This window comes from Sinorhizobium sp. FG01 (assembly GCF_002531875.1).
Classification (GTDB): domain Bacteria; phylum Pseudomonadota; class Alphaproteobacteria; order Rhizobiales; family Rhizobiaceae; genus Sinorhizobium; species Sinorhizobium fredii_C.
This window is the reverse complement of record NZ_NWTB01000009.1, coordinates 250,908-265,791: the sequence shown is the minus strand read 5'-3', so window position 1 is coordinate 265,791 and position 14,884 is coordinate 250,908. Positions and strand designations below refer to the sequence as shown.

The window sequence follows — 14,884 nt, the reverse complement described above, 5'->3', positions numbered from 1 at the left end:
ATGCTATTGGATTGACCGCTGTGGCGAGAACTCTCCGGCGAGCATGCGCTCGCGAAGCGAATTCAGCATGGCCTCGGCGCCGTCTTCGCCATGCAGCCGAATGGTTTCCCGCATGGCCAGTGCTATCGCCGCGTCGGCAATGATTTCCGGCTCGATCCCATCCGCCATGCCGTCCGCCCAGGCTTCGTTCTGGTGTTCCAGAGCCGCCTGCATTTTCTCGTGAACGATCATGTCGTCGATGTCGGTCAGGCTTGGTTCCATCATTCGTTCCATGCGGCTTCCATCACGTGCAGTTGGTCAACCTAGCGCCTCTCCGCTGAACCGCAACTGAACGGGCAGACAGGCCGGCTACTTCTTACCACTCTCTTAACGGACTTTAGCAGCCTTTTCCCGAAACGACACGGGCCGGCGGAAAAAGAGGTTAATATCTCCCTAATTTCCAAAGCGCGCGACGATTTCGGAAGCGAGTGTTGCACCTTCGGCACGGTATCGCTCTTCGGCGAGCGTCGCGGGCTCCGTGCATGCCGTATAGACCGAGGCGAAGGTTCTGTACCCGCGGTTGAAAGCGGCGGTCATGCGCTCGCGCCGCTTCGGCTCGTCGGCAGTCTCCTTGTCGATCAATTCCTGCATAGAGCGTCGCCAGCTGTCTTCCGGCTGGTTGAGGCAGAGATTGCGCAGATAATGGACCGACCCGAGGATCTCCGCCAGACGGACGAGGCGCTGCTCATAGGGCGGCGGCTTGTCTTCGACCGGGGGCGGAGCAGCGGTTTGCGCGTCCTGAGGAGCAGGGGCTGCCTCCTGTGCGGCCGCCCCTGCCGCGATAGCGAGCGCGGTGCCGGCCAGGACAAGTCGGAAGATGAAGGACGCAATGATCATGGGTCCATCAAATCCGAATCGGCGCCGCTTGCAAGGGCGTCGCGGCCCGGGCGGATCGTCGGCCGAATGCCGGCTTTTTCCACACCCAGTTTTTCCACACAATGACGGACGCTCTCCGGAATGGGCAGGGCGAAGATCTCTTCCGGCGTGAACCAGCCGACGTCTGCCGCATCGTCGGCGGCAACGGCGTCGCAATCCGGATCGGCCTCGACCGTAAAGACGGAGAGCAGGAAATGCCGGCTCTCCGGGTGGCTCGGAACGAGGTCATAGGTCTCGAAAAGCACCGGCTCACGGCCGCAGATGCCGGTTTCCTCGGCGAGTTCGCGCAGGGCGGTTTCGGCAGGAGTCTCTCCGGGTTCTGCCCGGCCGCCCGGAAAGGCGTACATGTCGGCGGATGGCGGATTGGCTCGGCGGACGAGCAGATAGCGTCCGTTCCGTTCGATGATGGCGGAGGAGGCGAGCTGGGGCTGGCGTGTCATCGTCAGAGCTGTCTTCATATGTCGTTGACCCATCCTAGTTGAAATGCCACACCCATGTCATGTGTGGACGTTTTGCGCTGACGGCGAGCCCGGAAGAATTGCTGGAACTGTTTGGCCTGCTGAAGGTGGAAGACTTTCCGGCGAGGTTCAACATCGCGCCGACCCAGCCGATTCTCATCGTCGTTGCGTCCGAGCAGCCGGAGCCAGGCAGCAACCTGCCCGACCGCAAGGCCATGCTCGTCCGCTGGGGCTTCACGCCAGGCTGGGTGAAGGATCCGCGCAGCTTTCCCTTGCTCATCAATGCCCGCGCCGACACCGCGATGGAAAAGGCCGCCTTCCGCGCTGCGATGCGCCACCGCCGCATTCTGGTGCCAGCCTCCGGTTTCTATGAGTGGCATCGTCCACCGAAAGGGAGCCGTGAAGCCCCGCAGGCCTATTGGGTCCGGCCGAAGAAAGGCGGCATCGTCGCCTTCGCCGGTCTCATGGAGACCTGGTCGTCGGCCGATGGATCGGAGGTCGACACGGCCGCCATCCTCACCACCGGCGCGAACAAAACGATCCGGCACATCCACGATCGCATGCCCGTGGTGGTCCCGCCGGAGGAATTTTCCCGCTGGCTGGACTGCAGGACGCAGGAACCGCGCGACATGACCGACCTCATGAGTCCGGCGCCTGAGGATTTCTTCGAAGCGATTCCTATTTCCGACCGCGTCAACAAAGTCGCGAGTGCCGGACCCGATCTCCAGGAAGAAGTTAGGCCCGTCGTATCGCGCTCGGCGGTAAGAAATCCTGCCGACGATCGCGATGGAGACAATGGACAGCTGACGCTCTTTTAAAGCGCGCTCCGCCCTGGTAGGGAACGCTTGGCGGGTTTCTTACCGGCAGGTTTGGCTTTGGCCTGTAGCGCGGCGGCGAGTACGGCCTTGAGGCCGACCGGCCGGTATTTCGCCACGAGATCGGCTGCCGCTCGTTTGGAGCCGGGTGTCTTGGCGGGTTTCATTTTCAGGTTCTCCTTGATGCTTCCCTAGATCGGAAACGCTTCGTCTTCGGTTTTGTGCCCGAAAACGACGTTTCTCCTTGTTCCGCGGGAAACAAGCATCCGATGCCGCACGCAGGTGCAGCGCGAATCACGGTTCCCGCCCGATGATCCGGTCGAGCCAAATCGTGACAAATCCATGGCCGCGGTGTTGCGTTGATGCCCACCTTTGCTTGCATGTGGGCTGCCCCTTGACCGGCGCGATGCGACGCGCGATAAGGATCGCCATGAAAACGGTTATCTGCATTATTTGCCGGAAGATTATTCGCTAGCGATCCGCTGGCCTGGCCGTTTTCGTCTCCCGAAATCCAAGATGACAAACGTGCGGGCCGGCCCGGGCGTATAGTGTTACGGTTGCATGCAGTCTTGGAGAATTGGGATGGGCGGAGTGCCGACTTTGAAGCTGTACAACACGCTGACGCGGGAAAAGGCCGATTTCCGGCCGATCGATCCTCAAAACGTCCGCATGTATGTCTGCGGCCCGACCGTCTATGACTATGCCCATATCGGCAATGCGCGGCCGATCATCGTCTTCGACGTGCTGTTCCGATTGCTTCGCCATGTCTACGGCGAAAGCCATATCACCTATGCGCGCAATATCACGGACGTCGACGATAAGATCAATGCTCGCGCCCTGCGCGACTATCCCGGCCTGCCGCTGAACGAAGCGATCCGCCGCGTCACCGAGAAGACCGAGACGCAGTTCCTCGATGATGCCGCTGTGCTCGGCTGCCTCGATCCGACGGTTCAGCCGCGCGCCACCGAGAGCATTCCGCAGATGGTTGAGATCATCGAGAAGCTCCTCGCCAAGGGTCATGCCTATCTGGCCGAGGGCGAGGTGCTCTTCGACACGAAATCGATGCCGGATTATGGCCAGCTTTCCAGGCGCAATCTCGACGAGCAGCAGGCCGGTGCGCGCGTCGCAGTCGAGGCCCATAAGAAAAATCCTGGCGACTTCGTGCTCTGGAAGCTTTCGCAAGAGCATGAGCCTGGCTGGGACAGTCCCTGGGGGCGGGGCCGGCCCGGCTGGCACATCGAATGCTCGGCGATGAGCGGCCGCTATCTTGGCGACGTGTTCGACATTCACGGAGGCGGGCTCGACCTGATCTTTCCGCATCATGAGAACGAGATCGCCCAGTCGCGCTGCGCCCACGGCACGGACGTCATGGCCAATGTGTGGATGCACAACGGCTTCCTGCAGGTCGAAGGCCGCAAGATGTCGAAGTCCGAGGGCAATTTCGTCACCATCTACGAGCTCCTCCACACGGAGACGTTCGGCGGCCGCAAATGGCCGGGCGAAGTGCTGAGGCTCGCAATGCTGATGACGCACTACCGCGAGCCGATCGACTTCTCCATCAAGCGGCTGGAGGAAGCCGAGCACCTGCTCTCCAGATGGCCCGCGGCTGGTGAGGCGACGGGCGAGGCGGATCCCTCGGTCGTGGCTGCATTGGCGGACGACCTCAACACCGTCGCGGCGATCCAGGCTCTGCATGCCCTGGCGCAGAAGGCGTCTGCGGATGCGCAATATCTCGGCGTCTTCGCCGCAAGCGCGGCGCTGATCGGCGTCCTACCGAAGGAGATCGAGCTCGATGAGGCGGTCGTGCAGGAGATCGACGGCCGTGTGCGAGCTCGGCTCGAACTCCTGAAGGCGAAGAACTATGCCGAAGCGGATGAGATCCGCGCCGATCTCCTGGCCCGCGGCGTCCAGCTCAAGGACGGGAAGGATCCGGAAACCGGGGAACGGGTGACCACCTGGGAAGTGAAACGATCGCAGGTCTGACCGTTGCCCGGCACCTGCGGACGAGGAGGAAGACATGGCTGACGATATCCATACCGGCGGATGCCAATGTGGTGCGGTCCGCTTCCGCGTCGAGGGCAAGCTCGGCGATGCCTCGGTTTGCCACTGCCGCATGTGCCAGAAGGCGAGCGGCAACTTCTATCTGCCGCTCGTTTCGGTGCGCGGGGCGAAAGTCGCCTGGACACGCGGGCAGCGCAGGCGCTTCCAATCGTCCAACGCGGTATGGCGCGGCTTCTGCGGCGATTGCGGCACGCCGCTCACCTTCGAGGCGCCGGACGGCATGGCGCTGGCGATTGCCGCATTTGACAGGCCCGAAGGCATCACGCCGACCATTCAGTGGGGTACAGAGGCGAAATTGCCCTATGTCGATCACGTGCCGACCCTTCCCGGCGAGGAGACGATGGCCGACCTCGACCAGGCTTCTTATCTGGCCGATCTTGTTTCCTATCAGCATCCCGATCACGACACCGAAATCTGGGCCCCGGAGGAGAGACGATGAGTGACGCCACGCGAAGTGGAGGCTGCCAGTGCGGTTCGGTCCGTTTCCGCATCCGCGGCGAACTCGGACGCCCGTCGATTTGTCATTGCCGGATGTGCCAGAAGCAGTTCGGTTCGTTCTTTTCAGCCTTGGTGACGGCGCCCAAGGACGGCGTCGAATGGACGCGCGACGAGCCGAGCTATTTTCAATCCTCCGTCAACATCGACCGCGGCTTCTGCCCGAAATGCGGGACGCCTCTCACCTATCGCCATCCCGGCGGCCTGGAAATCGCGATCGGCGCCTTTGACGACCGCTCCGATCTCGCGCCGAGGATCCAGGTCAACTACCAGGCCCGCCTGCCTTGGGTCGAAACCATCTTCGACCAGCCGGTCCATGATGATCAGGACTATTATTCGCGGCAGGAACAGATCATTTCCTTCCAGCATCCCGATCATGAGACGGACCAGTGGCCGCGGGCAGGGCACTGGGCATGATGATCCGGCGCATCTTCACCGGTGGCTGCCAATGCGGCCAGGTTCGTTACCGTGCCGAGGGCACGCTCGACGACCCGCATATCTGTCACTGCCGCATGTGCCAGAAGGCGGCTGGCAACTATTTCCTGCCGCTTGCCAATATCGCGCGCCAGGATTTCAGCATCACGCGCGGCCAGCCTTCCTGGTTCCGCTCCTCCGACCTGGTGCGGCGCGGTTTCTGCCGCAATTGCGGGACGCCGCTGTTCTACGACATGCCGGACGCGGGCTTCCTGAACATCGCGCTGGGCTCGCTCGACGATCCCGACGACGTCCAGCCCATTTATCAGTCCGGCGTCGAGTCGCGCATGATGTGGTTTGCGCACCTGCCAAAACTTCCCGAAAGGGACACGGACGACGGCAGCGCAGAGGCCGTCGCGCGCCATCTGCGCGTGCTCGGATCGAACCGCCAGCACCCCGACTTCGACACCGTCCACTGGCCACCCGAGGAAGACCTGCTGTGAGTGCTGCGCTCAGAACTCTCTATCCGGAAATCGAGCCCTATGCCTCGGGTCATATCGAGGTCGGCGACGGCCATGTGATCTACTGGGAAAGGGTGGGCACGCCCGGCGCGAAGCCGGCCGTCTTCCTGCATGGCGGTCCCGGCGGTACGATTTCGCCGAACCATCGCCGCCTCTTCGATCCGGCGCTCTACGATGTCACGCTGTTCGACCAGCGCGGCTGCGGCAAGTCGACCCCGCATGCCGAGATCGAGGCCAATACCACCTGGCATCTCGTCGCCGATATCGAGCGGCTGCGGGAAATGGCCGGTGCCGAAAAATGGCTGGTCTTCGGCGGCTCCTGGGGTTCGACGCTGGCCCTCGCCTATGCCGAAAAGTTTCCCGAGCGCGTCTCCGAGCTGGTCGTCCGGGGCGTCTATATGCTCACTCGGGCCGAACTCGACTGGTACTATCAATTCGGCGTTTCGGAGATGTTTCCGGACAAGTGGGAACGCTTCATAGCCCCGATCCCGCCGGAAGAGCGGCACGAGATGATGCGCGCCTATCATCGCCGCCTGACGAGCGACGATCGCGCGACGCGGCTCGCCGCGGCCAAGGCCTGGAGCATCTGGGAAGGCGAGACGATCACGCTTCTGCCGGAGCCGGCGACCAGCAACCGCTTCGAGGAAGAGGAGTTTGCCGATGCCTTTGCGCGGATTGAGAACCATTTCTTCGTCAATGCCGGCTGGCTCGAGGAAGGCCAATTGCTGCGCCACGCCTATAGGCTCCACGGCATTCCCGGGGTGATCGTCCACGGCCGTTACGACATGCCGTGTCCGGCCAGATACGCCTGGCTGCTTCACAAGGCCTGGCCGGAGGCAGAATTCCATCTGATCGAGGGCGCGGGCCATGCCTATTCCGAGCCGGGCATTCTCGATCGCCTGATCCGCGCGACCGACAAATTCGCCGGGAAGACCGAATAGCGGGATGACCACGACCCGCAATGATTTCCAGACTCGCATTTTGGACCGAGCCATGACCAAGGAACGCATCTATCTCTTCGACACGACGCTTCGCGACGGGCAGCAGACGCCCGGCATCGACTTTTCCGTCGAGGACAAGATCGCCATTGCCGCCATGCTCGACGGATTCGGCATGGACTATGTCGAGGGCGGATATCCAGGGGCAAATCCGACCGACACGGAGTTCTTCACGAGAAAGCGCACGCAGCAGGCCGCCTTCGTCGCCTTCGGCATGACCAAGCGTGCGGGCGTCTCCGCCTCCAACGACCCGGGCCTCAATGCGCTGCTGGCGGCGAAAAGCGATGCCATCTGTCTCGTCGCCAAGAGCTGGGACTACCATGTCGAGGTGGCGCTCGGCTGTTCCAACGAGGAGAACATCGAGAATATCCGCGCCTCCGTCGATGCTGTGGTCGCCTCCGGCCGCGAGGCGATGGTCGACTGCGAGCATTTCTTCGACGGCTACAAAGCGAATCCGGCCTATGCGATCGCCTGTGCGAGAACGGCGCTGGAGGCCGGGGCGCGCTGGGTGGTGCTCTGCGACACCAATGGCGGCACGCAGCCGCCGGAAATCCGTGAGATCGTTTCGGCCGTGATCGCCGCGGGGGTGCCGGGCGCCAATCTCGGCATCCACGCCCACAACGATACCGGCCAGGCGGTGGCCAACTCGCTCGCCGCGGTCGAAACCGGCGTGCGGCAGATACAGGGCACGCTGAACGGCATCGGCGAGCGCTGCGGCAACGCCAATCTGGTGACGCTGATTGCGACGCTTGCGCTGAAGGAAACCTACTCGGATCGCTTCGAGACCGGCATCGATGCCGACAAGCTGCAGGAACTGACGACGCTTGCGCATGCCTTCGACGAGCTCCTCAACCGTTCGCCCGACCCGCAGGCGCCTTATGTCGGCGCTTCGGCCTTCGCCACCAAGGCGGGGATACACGCTTCGGCGCTCCTGAAGGACCCACGCACCTACGAGCATGTCGCGCCCGAGTCGGTCGGCAACCTGCGCAAGGTCATGGTCTCCGACCAGGGCGGCAAGGCGAACTTCATCAATGCGCTGAAGCGGCGCGGCATCACTGTCGCCAAGGACGATCCGCGGCTCGACAAGCTGATAGAAATCGTCAAGGAGCGCGAGGCGACGGGCTATGCCTATGAGGGCGCCGATGCGAGCTTTACGCTGCTCGCCAGCCGCATTCTCGGCACCGTGCCGGATTTCTTCCACGTCGAGAGCTTCCGGGTGATGGTCGAGCGCCGCTTCGATGCGAACGGCAATCTGAAGACCGTGTCGGAGGCCGTGGTCAAGGTCATCGTCGACGGGGAAGTGATGATGTCGGTCGCCGAGGGACACGGCCCCGTCAATGCACTCGACCTTGCTCTTCGCAAGGACCTCGGCAAATTCCAGTCCGAGATCGCCGATCTCGAACTCGCCGACTACAAGGTGCGTATCCTGAACGGCGGCACCGGGGCGGTCACCCGAGTGCTGATCGAATCGACGGACCGCACCGGTGCGCGCTGGTGGACCGTCGGCGTTTCCGACAACATCATCGACGCCTCCTTCCAGGCGCTGATGGACAGTATCGTCTACAAGCTGCTGAAGAACCGCGACCGGGTCGGGCTGATCGCGGCGGAATAGCGTCGCCCCACCTTCAATCGCGTTCACGCATCGGTTCACGGAAATGAATTGGTGCATCACTGTTCGTTGGAGTAGGACGCAGGAAGGAGAGACGGCCGATCTCCGCTGTTGCTTGGTCGTCGATTGGCACCGGAGTCGCATTGCTCCGGTCGAGTTTTCAGGATCAGGATCATGGCAGAGCCGAATGCGAAGCAGCCCGCCGAGAATACCGATTCCGCGAGAGGCTTCGCCTTCGCGCTGACGGCCTATCTGCTCTGGGGTTTTCTTCCCTTCTTCATGAAGGCGGTAGCGCACATCCCTGCGCCCGAAGTCGTCGCCCACCGCATCGTCTGGTCGGTGCCGCTCGCCGGCCTCGTGCTTCTGTGGCTTGGCCGCACGCAGGAGATCAAAACTGCGCTACGCTCGCCGCGCATGCTCAAAATGGCGACGCTGACGGCCGCCCTCATCACCGTCAACTGGGGCATCTATGTCTGGGCGATCGGTGCCGGCCGGGCGATCGAGACGGCACTCGGCTATTACATCAACCCGCTGTTTTCGATTTTCCTTGGTGCGCTGCTGCTCAAGGAACGTCCGAATCCGGCGCAGATGGTGGCGATCGGGCTCGCCGCGCTTGCGGTCGCCGTGCTCGCCTTCGACGCCGGCGGCCTGCCCTGGGTGTCGATCGGACTCTGCATCTCCTGGGGCTTCTACGCCTTCTTCCGCAAGACGCTGCCAATCGGACCGAACCAGGGCTTCTTCCTCGAAGTGCTGCTGCTCAGCATCCCGGCGGTCGGCTACATCATCTGGCTCGAGGCGACAGGGCAGGGGCATTTCGGCGATACGACCATGGCCGACGTCGTCCTCTTGCTGTCCTGCGGTCTGGTCACCGCCGTGCCCCTGATGATCTATGCCAATGGTGCCAAGCTCCTCAGGCTCTCGACCATCGGCATCATGCAATATATCGCCCCGACGATGATCTTCGTGATCGCCGTCTTCGTGTTCCACGAACCCTTCGGCGTTGCGAAGATCATCGCCTTTGCGCTGATCTGGGCGGCCCTCTTCATCTATTCGGGAGCGATGCTGGCCGAAAGCAGGGCGCGTCGCGCCGCACAGCCGACCCCGGCGGAATAGCTCAGAGTCTGGAGATGATCTCGCTTTCCCCCTCGCGACCGTTCGCGGCGGCGGTGGCCAGGATGCCGGGCACGATGTCTGCGACCCGATCGATCACCAGCGGCTGAACCAGGTGGGCCGTGTGGACGAAGCCCTGCTCGCGCATGTGCGTCAGCAGTTCGAGCATCGGCGCCCAGAAGCCGTTGATATTGCCGAACACCATCGGCTTGCGGTGGCGGCCGAGCTGTGCCCAGGTCATGATCTCGACGATCTCCTCGAGCGTGCCGATGCCGCCGGGCAGCGCTATGAAGGCGTCGGCGCGCTCGAACATCGTGTGCTTGCGCTCGTGCATGTCCCCGGTGACGATCAGCTCGTTGAGCTGGCCGAGCGAGTGGCGAGTCGCCTCCTTGTCCATCAGGAACTCGGGAATGATGCCGGTGACGTGACCGCCGGCCGAAAGCACGCCGCTCGCCACGGCACCCATGATGCCGCGCGTGCCGCCGCCATAGACGAGCTGCAGGCCGTGATCGGCAATCGATTTGCCAAGAAGGCGCCCCGCCTCGATATGTGCGGGATCGCGTCCAGGCTGCGAACCGCAATAGACGCAGACGGATCGAATCGGGGTAGGCTGGTTGCTCATGGGGGCAAAAAGACATTGCAGCGCAGCACCGGTCAAGAAAAATGCGCGAAAACTTTTCGCGCAGTTTCTCGCGGGCGCAGTCGAAGCTTGTGCTTAACTACAGGAAACGTTAGCAATTTCAGCAATACATTGAAGAATTCGGACGTGCGCCCGCCGTTGCGCTATAATATGTCAATGGCTTGCGCTTCGTAAGTCGACGAAGGGGCATGTGCGGAGCAGCGCTCCGCTCCGTGGAGAGTGGCATGATCAAGAACAAGGCCAGCTGGGTGGCCCTCGGTGTGCTGGCGATTGCGACCGCCTTGATGGTTTTCGTGGTCCAACCGAACCTCGATTTGAACGACGATGACAAGGATCAGGCCGCGCTACCGGCGGCTACCGGGACGGAGATCGCAGGGGTTGCGCCCGCCGCCAAGATTGACGGCGCCCCGGGCGCGGCACGAGACGCGGCCAAGGAACAGGTGGCCGCCACCGCCGGCGGCACTGCTCCCGGTGCTGCCGATTTGACCGTTCCGGGCTTCGATCTTCTCCGTGTTGAGCCCGACGGGTCGACCGTCGTCGCGGGCCGCGCCCAGCCGGGCACGAAGCTCGAAATTCTGAGCGGCAACACCGTTGTCGGTACGGCCGATGTCAACGCCGCCGGGGATTTCGCCGCAGTCTTCGATAAGCCGCTCGCTGCAGGTGACCACCAGTTGACGCTTCGAAGCGTCGGCACAGGCGGCGCCAGCAAGATCTCGGAAGAGGTTGCAACCGTTTCCGTGCCGAAGGAGCCGGGCGGACAGTTGCTGGCGATGGTATCGAAACCGGGTGAGGCGAGCCGGCTGATCACCACGCCGACGGCCGAAGCCAAGCCGACCGAGACTGCCGCCGCGCCCGCCACGCAGAACGGCGCGACGGAGGCGGTGCCGGCGACGCCGGCCCCTTCCAATACCGTGCCGGGGCTGCAGGTGACGGCCGTGGAGATCGAGGGCAGGAAGATGTTCGTTGCCGGCAACGCGAAGCCCGGAGCGCTGGTACGCATCTACGCCGACGACACGCTCGTCGGCGAGATGAAGGCAGATGACAAGGGGCATTTCGTCGTAGACGGTTTGGTCGATCTCGCCGTCGGCAGTCACATCATCCGTGCGGATATGATGAGCGAGGACGCCACCAAGGTGGCGATGCGCGCCTCGGTCCCCTTCGACAGGCCGTCCGGCACGCAGGTTGCCGCGATCGCCGGTTCCTCCTCGGAACACGCCGCCCCAGGTCTCGATGGCCTGAGGACGGAGGCAGGCAAGGCGCTCACCCTGCTGAAGGGGCTCTTCGCCGATGGCAAGCAGCCCTCCGCCGAGCAACTCGCCGCTGCTCGTTCGGCCACCGAATTTGCGCTGAAGTCGCTCTCCGAATTCAAGCCGGCCGACAGTGCGGACGCGGCCCAGACAGCGGCGGCGGCCGAGGCTTCGAAGGCAGCCGCCGAGGCCCTGAAGCTTCTGCGCAACTCGCCGCAGGACCCGGCAGGCATCGTCGCGACGCTTGGCAAGGTCGAGGGCGTCATCGGACCTGCCCTGCCGCAACGGGCGGCTGGGACCGGACTCGTGGCTGCCGCCAAGCCCCAGGCGGCGGCGAGCGACGCGGTGGAGCCGGCGAAGCCCGAGAGCGCGGCGAAGGCCGCAACTCCGCCGGCCAGCGAGCAGGTCGCCGCGTCCTCACCGGCTGAGGCGCAGCCCGCGACGATCGAGCAGCCGCCGCTCAAGGAAAGCAAGGAATCGGTGATCATCCGCCGCGGCGACACGCTCTGGCAGATTTCGCGCCGCGTCTATGGCGCGGGGGTTCGCTACACGACGATCTATCTCGCCAACCGCGAACAGATCGACAATCCCGATCTGATCCGCCCCGGACAGGTGTTCGGGGTGCCCAATGAGGCGCTCTCCGACGACGAGTCGCGCGAGCTCCATCGCAAGCGCGTGAGGCGCGAATAATAATCCGTCTTCCAACCGCAGTTCCATTGCGATCGTGCGGGGGTGGACCTATCTGTAAGGAAGGCGGCGTCTTCAAGGACGCCGCTTTTCATTGATCGGTCAGGGTCGCGGACGAGCTCGCGCGGTATCCTGGCCCTTCGGTTCACGTCGGGGGTCGCGCGCATTCGGCATCGCCGCGATCCGGAAGCATCGGAAGCAGATACATTTGACACCTACGCGCCAGAAGAAGACGGTTTCCGCCGATGCCGCCAATCCATTGGCTACGATCGCCAATCTCTGGCCTTATATGTGGCCGGCCGACCGTCCCGATCTCAAGTTGCGCGTTGTCTGGGCGACGATCATTCTCGTCGCCGCCAAGATTGTCCTCGTACTCGTTCCCTATTTCTTCAAGTGGGCGACCGATGCGCTGAACAACAAGCCTGATGCGCTCGGCTTCCTGCCGCAATTCCTGACCGGCGCCGTCATGCTGGTGCTCGCCTACAATCTGGCGCGCCTGCTGCAATCCGGCCTCAACCAATTGCGTGATGCCCTTTTTGCAAGTGTCGGCCAGCATGCCGTTCGGCAGCTGGCTTACAGAACCTTCGTTCATATGCATCAGCTGTCGCTGCGCTTCCATCTGGAGCGGCGCACCGGCGGGCTGTCGCGCATCATCGAGCGCGGCACCAAGGGCATCGAGACGATCGTTCGCTTCACGATCCTGAACAGCGTTCCGACATTGATCGAATTTCTGCTGACCGCAGTGATCTTCTGGTGGGGCTACGGCTTCAGCTATCTCGTCGTCACCGCCGTCACCGTCTGGTTGTATATCTGGTTCACCGTGCGCGCCAGCGACTGGCGTATCGCCATTCGCCGGTCGATGAACGACAGCGACACCGAGGCCAACACCAAGGCGATCGATTCGCTGCTCAATTTCGAAACGGTCAAATATTTCGGCAATGAAGACATGGAGGCGAAGCGTTTCGACAAGTCGATGGAGCGCTACGAACGCGCCGCCACCCAGGTCTGGACCTCCCTCGGCTGGCTGAACTTCGGCCAGGCCGTTATTTTCGGGGCCGGCACGGCCGTGATGATGACGATCTCGGCGCTTGCCGTGAGAAACGGCGAGCAGACCATCGGCGACTTCGTCTTCATCAATGCGATGCTGATCCAGCTTGCCATTCCGCTGAACTTCATCGGCTTCGTCTATCGCGAAATCCGCCAGGGACTGACGGACATCGAACACATGTTCGATCTCCTCGACGTTGAAGCGGAAGTGGTCGATCGGCCGGATGCGAAGGAGCTCGCGATCGGGCGCGGCGCAATCGCCTTCAAGGACGTGCATTTCGCCTATGATCCGGCCCGTCCCATTCTCAAGGGAATTTCCTTCGAGGTGCCCGCCGGCAAGACGGTGGCGGTCGTCGGTCCGTCCGGGGCCGGCAAGTCCACTTTGTCGCGGCTGCTCTATCGCTTCTACGACGTTCAGCGGGGGTCGATCACCGTCGACGGCCAGGATGTGCGAGAGGTCACCCAGAAAAGCCTGCGCACGGCGATCGGCATGGTTCCGCAGGATACGGTGCTCTTCAACGACACGATCGCCTACAACATTCGCTACGGCCGAGTGGCGGCCTCGGATGCCGAAGTCGAGGCGGCGGCCGAAGCGGCGCAGATCGCCGGTTTCATCCGCGGCTTGCCGGAAGGCTACCGGGCGATGGTCGGCGAGCGCGGGCTGAAGCTTTCGGGCGGCGAGAAGCAGCGCGTCGCGATCGCGCGGACGATCCTCAAGGCGCCGCCGATCCTGATCCTCGACGAGGCGACCTCCGCCCTCGACACCAAGACGGAGCAGGAAATCCAGGCGGCCCTCGATATCGTGTCGCGCAATCGCACCACGCTGGTGATCGCCCATCGCCTGTCGACAGTCATCAACGCCGACGAGATCATCGTGCTCAAGGACGGCGCCATCGCCGAACGGGGCACGCACGGCGAATTGATCGACCGTGACGGCCTCTATGCCTCGATGTGGAGCCGTCAGCGCGAGGCTACGCAGGCGGAGGAGCAGTTGAAGCGAGTGCGCGAGCGAGACGATCTCGGCATCGTCGACCGCGGCGCGCCGGCGGCTTGAGCAGGGTCGCTTCGGTGGCGGTGAAGCAACCGCGGTTTGCCGTTCGCCGTTGCCGGGTGTGCGAAATCGCGCTAGTTCACGTTCCGCGTCATAGCTGGAGTAAGTTGATGAGCTTGGTTGAAACGGTCCGCAACACGCTGGTCCCGGTGCACAAGGAAGGTTATCGCTTCATCGCGATCTTCTTCGTCGTTTCCCTGATCCTTGGTTTCCTGTGGGAGCCGCTGATGTGGATCGGCTTTCTGTTGACCGCCTGGTGCGCCTATTTCTTCCGCGATCCGGAGCGCATGACGCCGATCGACGAGGATCTCGTCATCAGCCCGGCCGACGGGCGCGTATCGTCGATCGCCACCGTCGTCCCGCCGGAAGAACTCGGTCTCGGCGCCGAGCCGATGCTGCGCATTACCGTGTTCATGAACGTCTTCGACTGCCACGTGAACCGCGCGCCGATGAGCGGTACGGTGAGGCGAATTGCCTATCGGGCCGGAAGTTTCCTGAATGCCGAGCTCGACAAGGCGAGCCTGGACAACGAACGCAACGGCCTTGTCGTCGAAACGAGCCGCGGCGCCATCGGCGTCGTCCAGATCGCCGGCCTGGTGGCGCGGCGCATCCTGTGCTGGACCACGGAGAATGCCTCGCTGGAAAGCGGCGAACGCTTTGGCCTCATCCGGTTTGGCTCGCGCCTCGACGTCTTCCTGCCGGAAGGCGCGCAGCCGCGCGTCAGTCTCGGTCAGAAAACTATCGGCGGAGAGACCGTGATCGCCGAATTCGGCTCGTCGAAGGGGCCGGTCATCAGCCGACGCGCGTGAGGAACCG

The 14,884-nt window shown here is 63.2% G+C and carries 16 protein-coding genes; 11 read left to right on the top strand and 5 right to left on the bottom strand.

From position 1 onward, the window contains the following. Window positions 1–3 precede the first annotated feature (3 nt). The 3 genes from CO656_RS17315 to CO656_RS17305 all read right to left on the bottom strand — a co-directional run bounded on the left by CO656_RS17315 (window position 4) and on the right by CO656_RS17305 (window position 1,355). Window positions 4–273 carry a hypothetical protein gene (locus CO656_RS17315; protein ID WP_018239227.1) on the bottom strand — a complete coding sequence of 90 codons (270 nt, stop codon included), beginning with the start codon at window positions 271–273 and terminating at the stop codon, window positions 4–6. Window positions 274–432: 159 nt separating this feature from the next. Then, on the bottom strand, window positions 433–876 hold the full coding sequence (locus CO656_RS17310) for a TIGR02301 family protein (RefSeq protein ID WP_037413797.1): 444 nt from the start codon (window positions 874–876) through the stop codon (window positions 433–435). After that, window positions 873–1,355 carry an NUDIX domain-containing protein gene (locus CO656_RS17305; protein ID WP_097526523.1) on the bottom strand — a complete coding sequence of 161 codons (483 nt, stop codon included), beginning with the start codon at window positions 1,353–1,355 and terminating at the stop codon, window positions 873–875. The genes CO656_RS17310 and CO656_RS17305 overlap by 4 nt, the downstream gene beginning before the upstream one ends. A gap of 59 nt (window positions 1,356–1,414) precedes the next feature. Between CO656_RS17305 and CO656_RS17300 the strand changes: the two genes are divergently transcribed. Further along, the gene (locus CO656_RS17300) at window positions 1,415–2,191 is read left to right on the top strand and encodes an SOS response-associated peptidase (protein ID WP_097526522.1); all 777 of its coding nucleotides are present in this window, start codon (window positions 1,415–1,417) and stop codon (window positions 2,189–2,191) included. Here CO656_RS17300 and CO656_RS30250 read toward each other — a convergent pair. After that, a complete protein-coding gene (locus CO656_RS30250) occupies window positions 2,188–2,355 on the bottom strand; it encodes a hypothetical protein (protein WP_176536611.1) in 168 nt (55 codons plus the stop codon). The two genes, CO656_RS17300 and CO656_RS30250, sit on opposite strands and share 4 nt — an antisense overlap. Window positions 2,356–2,770: 415 nt before the next feature. On the opposite strand from CO656_RS30250, the gene cysS reads away from it, so the two are divergent. The 7 genes from cysS (at window position 2,771) to rarD (ending at window position 9,399) form a co-directional block, all read left to right on the top strand. Then, window positions 2,771–4,171, top strand: coding sequence for a cysteine--tRNA ligase (gene cysS / locus CO656_RS17295; protein ID WP_097526521.1), 1,401 nt, complete (start codon window positions 2,771–2,773; stop codon window positions 4,169–4,171). A gap of 34 nt (window positions 4,172–4,205) precedes the next feature. Then, on the top strand, window positions 4,206–4,688 hold the full coding sequence (locus CO656_RS17290; RefSeq protein ID WP_037413806.1) for a GFA family protein: 483 nt from the start codon (window positions 4,206–4,208) through the stop codon (window positions 4,686–4,688). Then, window positions 4,685–5,161, top strand: coding sequence for a GFA family protein (locus tag CO656_RS17285; RefSeq protein ID WP_037413809.1), 477 nt, complete (start codon window positions 4,685–4,687; stop codon window positions 5,159–5,161). The genes CO656_RS17290 and CO656_RS17285 overlap by 4 nt, the downstream gene beginning before the upstream one ends. Continuing rightward, window positions 5,161–5,661: a GFA family protein gene (locus CO656_RS17280; protein ID WP_097526568.1), complete on the top strand. Its 501-nt coding sequence runs from the start codon at window positions 5,161–5,163 to the stop codon at window positions 5,659–5,661. Before CO656_RS17285 ends, CO656_RS17280 begins: the two co-directional genes overlap by 1 nt. Beyond that, window positions 5,658–6,620 carry a prolyl aminopeptidase gene (gene pip / locus CO656_RS17275; protein ID WP_037413810.1) on the top strand — a complete coding sequence of 321 codons (963 nt, stop codon included), beginning with the start codon at window positions 5,658–5,660 and terminating at the stop codon, window positions 6,618–6,620. The genes CO656_RS17280 and pip overlap by 4 nt, the downstream gene beginning before the upstream one ends. Window positions 6,621–6,672: 52 nt before the next feature. Next, entirely contained in the window at window positions 6,673–8,289 is a 1,617-nt protein-coding gene (cimA, locus tag CO656_RS17270; RefSeq protein WP_037413819.1) for a citramalate synthase, read from the top strand. A gap of 171 nt (window positions 8,290–8,460) precedes the next feature. Then, complete coding sequence (gene rarD, locus CO656_RS17265) at window positions 8,461–9,399, top strand: EamA family transporter RarD (RefSeq protein WP_037413811.1); 939 nt, start codon at window positions 8,461–8,463, stop codon at window positions 9,397–9,399. A 1-nt stretch (window position 9,400) separates the two neighbouring features. Here the strand turns inward: rarD and CO656_RS17260 are convergent, their stop codons facing one another. Next, window positions 9,401–10,018: a TIGR00730 family Rossman fold protein gene (locus CO656_RS17260; RefSeq protein ID WP_037413812.1), complete on the bottom strand. Its 618-nt coding sequence runs from the start codon at window positions 10,016–10,018 to the stop codon at window positions 9,401–9,403. A 242-nt stretch (window positions 10,019–10,260) separates the two neighbouring features. Here CO656_RS17260 and CO656_RS17255 point away from each other — a divergent pair, with 242 nt between their 5' ends. From CO656_RS17255 to CO656_RS17245, 3 genes are all read left to right on the top strand, one after another. Further along, window positions 10,261–11,973, top strand: a complete 1,713-nt coding sequence (locus tag CO656_RS17255; protein WP_097526520.1) for a LysM peptidoglycan-binding domain-containing protein — start codon at window positions 10,261–10,263, stop codon at window positions 11,971–11,973. A gap of 205 nt (window positions 11,974–12,178) precedes the next feature. Next, window positions 12,179–14,071: an ABC transporter ATP-binding protein/permease gene (locus tag CO656_RS17250; protein ID WP_097526519.1), complete on the top strand. Its 1,893-nt coding sequence runs from the start codon at window positions 12,179–12,181 to the stop codon at window positions 14,069–14,071. 107 nt (window positions 14,072–14,178) lie between these two features. Beyond that, on the top strand, window positions 14,179–14,877 hold the full coding sequence (locus tag CO656_RS17245) for a phosphatidylserine decarboxylase (protein WP_097526518.1): 699 nt from the start codon (window positions 14,179–14,181) through the stop codon (window positions 14,875–14,877). The last annotated feature ends 7 nt before the right edge of the window (window positions 14,878–14,884 follow it).

What these genes read in the sequence shown, in the direction of transcription:
- CO656_RS17260 (WP_037413812.1), bottom strand. Translation starts at nt 10,018, where the DNA reads ATGAGCAACCAGCCTACCCCGATTCGATCCGTCTGCGTCTATTGCGGT.
- CO656_RS17285 (WP_037413809.1), top strand. Translation starts at nt 4,685, where the DNA reads ATGAGTGACGCCACGCGAAGTGGAGGCTGCCAGTGCGGTTCGGTCCGT.
- CO656_RS17290 (WP_037413806.1), top strand. Translation starts at nt 4,206, where the DNA reads ATGGCTGACGATATCCATACCGGCGGATGCCAATGTGGTGCGGTCCGC.
- CO656_RS30250 (WP_176536611.1), bottom strand. Translation starts at nt 2,355, where the DNA reads ATGAAACCCGCCAAGACACCCGGCTCCAAACGAGCGGCAGCCGATCTC.
- CO656_RS17255 (WP_097526520.1), top strand. Translation starts at nt 10,261, where the DNA reads ATGATCAAGAACAAGGCCAGCTGGGTGGCCCTCGGTGTGCTGGCGATT.
- cimA (WP_037413819.1), top strand. Translation starts at nt 6,673, where the DNA reads ATGACCAAGGAACGCATCTATCTCTTCGACACGACGCTTCGCGACGGG.
- CO656_RS17310 (WP_037413797.1), bottom strand. Translation starts at nt 876, where the DNA reads ATGATCATTGCGTCCTTCATCTTCCGACTTGTCCTGGCCGGCACCGCG.
- CO656_RS17315 (WP_018239227.1), bottom strand. Translation starts at nt 273, where the DNA reads ATGGAACGAATGATGGAACCAAGCCTGACCGACATCGACGACATGATC.
- rarD (WP_037413811.1), top strand. Translation starts at nt 8,461, where the DNA reads ATGGCAGAGCCGAATGCGAAGCAGCCCGCCGAGAATACCGATTCCGCG.
- CO656_RS17305 (WP_097526523.1), bottom strand. Translation starts at nt 1,355, where the DNA reads ATGACACGCCAGCCCCAGCTCGCCTCCTCCGCCATCATCGAACGGAAC.
- CO656_RS17300 (WP_097526522.1), top strand. Translation starts at nt 1,415, where the DNA reads ATGTGTGGACGTTTTGCGCTGACGGCGAGCCCGGAAGAATTGCTGGAA.
- CO656_RS17280 (WP_097526568.1), top strand. Translation starts at nt 5,161, where the DNA reads ATGATCCGGCGCATCTTCACCGGTGGCTGCCAATGCGGCCAGGTTCGT.
- cysS (WP_097526521.1), top strand. Translation starts at nt 2,771, where the DNA reads ATGGGCGGAGTGCCGACTTTGAAGCTGTACAACACGCTGACGCGGGAA.
- CO656_RS17245 (WP_097526518.1), top strand. Translation starts at nt 14,179, where the DNA reads ATGAGCTTGGTTGAAACGGTCCGCAACACGCTGGTCCCGGTGCACAAG.